Genomic DNA, 1,595 nt, shown 5'->3' with positions numbered 1-1,595 from the left:
CGACCGCCTCTCACCGGCCGGCTCCCACCCCGCGCCCGCCCGCGGTCCGGTCACCCACGAGCCGCGGCCCGCTGCCCGCGCTCGCCTCTCACGTCGGGCGGCGACCGGGCAGCGCGTCGAACGGTCGAATGATCACGCTCCGTAGTCGCCCGACGCAAGCCGGCGCCGCCTCCGTGACCACGCACGGTGACGACGCCGGCCTGTGCCGTAGGCAGTTGTCTTGGCCCGAGCCGTCTCCCCGAGTGGACGGCGCCGGGCTGCTTCGAGGGGCCGCGACCTAGCTCTCCGCCAGGATGTGCGAGAGCTCCTGATCCAGGTCGAAGTGCCGGTGTTCCGTGCCGGGCGGCACGGCGGCGTCGGTTCGCTTCAGGAAGGACTCCAGGGCCCGCGCCGGGGCCTCGAGCAGCGCCTCCCCCTCCGGGGAACTGAGGGCGATGCACACGACGCCCTGACCATGACTGCGGGATGGCCAGACGCGGACGTCGCCGGTGCCGGTGGGCCGGTGAAGCCCCTCGGCGAGGAGGTCGCGGGCGAACACCCACTCGACGGTCTCCTCGGCTCCGGTGTGGAAGGTGGCGTGCACGGCGTAGGGGTCGGCCGTGTCGTACCGCAGGCCTGCGGGGACAGGCAGGGAGGACTCGCTCGACACAACGAGGCGCAGGTGCAGCTCGCAGCTGACCGTGGTGTTCATAAGCGCCAGGGCCTTTCGCTCAGTGTGCGCTCGGGGATTCGCACGTCGGCGAAATCGACATGCCACCTACGGTGCCGTTGTAAACCCCTCTGAGGGTTTTGTGTGTGTTTACGTAACTCTTACGGCCGAGAACTCGTACCGGATCTACGACCATTCCGGTGACTGGATTCACTCGGGTAGGGTTTGTGGGTATGAATACGGGGAGTGACGAGCCGGGCGAGGTCGCCGTGGTGGCAGACAAGGCGAGGACGGACCGGCCCGAGGCCGGGCAGGAGACCGATCGGGGGCTCGGTTCCCGGGCACCGGAGTTCATCAGGGCGCGCCGGGTCCTGCATCTGAGTTGGCAGGTCGGGGTCTTCGTGGTCGGCCTCGCGGTGGTCGTCGCGGGCATCATCATGCTGCCACTGCCCGGTCCCGGCTGGGTGGTGATCTTCGGCGGCATGGCGATCTGGGCGACCGAGTTCGTCTGGGCCCAGCTCGTGCTCCGCTGGACCAAGCGCAAGGTCACCGAGGCGGCCCAGCGGGCCCTCGACCCCAAGGTGCGCCGCCGCAACATCACCCTGACCGTGATCGGACTGGTGATCATCGGCGTGCTCGTCGGCATCTACCTGTGGAAGTTCGGCCTCGTCATGCCGTGGAAGATCAAGGACCAGTGACGCGGCTCCGGGGGCCGGCGGCGCCTGCCGCCCGGCCCCTGGTCGAAAGCACCCTCTGACATGGGGTAATGTTCTTCCTGCGCCCGGGCGATTAGCTCAGTGGGAGAGCGCTTCGTTCACACCGAAGAGGTCACTGGTTCGAACCCAGTATCGCCCACCCGGACCGACGGCCCATCTGCGACCAGCAGGTGGGCCGTCGGCGTATGCGCGCGCTTCGGCCGGCTGCTCCGGCCACCCCCTCGGCTGCT

Annotated in this window: 2 protein-coding genes and 1 tRNA gene; 2 read left to right on the top strand and 1 reads right to left on the bottom strand. The window is 69.3% G+C overall.

Annotated features, from left to right (window positions below):
- Positions 1-277: 277 nt before the first annotated feature.
- Positions 278-691 (bottom strand): SsgA family sporulation/cell division regulator, encoded by a 414-nt coding sequence (locus CCN44_RS41265; protein ID WP_004002642.1) that lies wholly within the window; start codon positions 689-691, stop codon positions 278-280.
- A gap of 191 nt (positions 692-882) precedes the next feature.
- On the opposite strand from CCN44_RS41265, the gene CCN44_RS41260 reads away from it, so the two are divergent.
- Both CCN44_RS41260 and CCN44_RS41255 read left to right on the top strand, forming a co-directional pair.
- A complete protein-coding gene (locus CCN44_RS41260; RefSeq protein ID WP_059248281.1) occupies positions 883-1,347 on the top strand; it encodes a TIGR02611 family protein in 465 nt (154 codons plus the stop codon).
- 85 nt (positions 1,348-1,432) lie between these two features.
- Positions 1,433-1,504, top strand: a tRNA-Val gene (locus CCN44_RS41255).
- Positions 1,505-1,595: the final 91 nt, after the last annotated feature.

The sequence above is a fragment of the Streptomyces tricolor genome (assembly GCF_002155905.1).
Taxonomy (GTDB): domain Bacteria; phylum Actinomycetota; class Actinomycetes; order Streptomycetales; family Streptomycetaceae; genus Streptomyces; species Streptomyces tricolor.
The sequence above is the reverse complement of the archived record's forward strand: the minus strand, read 5'-3'. Positions and strand labels throughout refer to the sequence as shown.

Excerpts from the sequence above, each read along its gene's own strand:
- CCN44_RS41265 (WP_004002642.1), bottom strand. The coding sequence starts at position 691 with ATGAACACCACGGTCAGCTGCGAGCTGCACCTGCGCCTCGTTGTGTCG.
- CCN44_RS41260 (WP_059248281.1), top strand. The coding sequence starts at position 883 with ATGAATACGGGGAGTGACGAGCCGGGCGAGGTCGCCGTGGTGGCAGAC.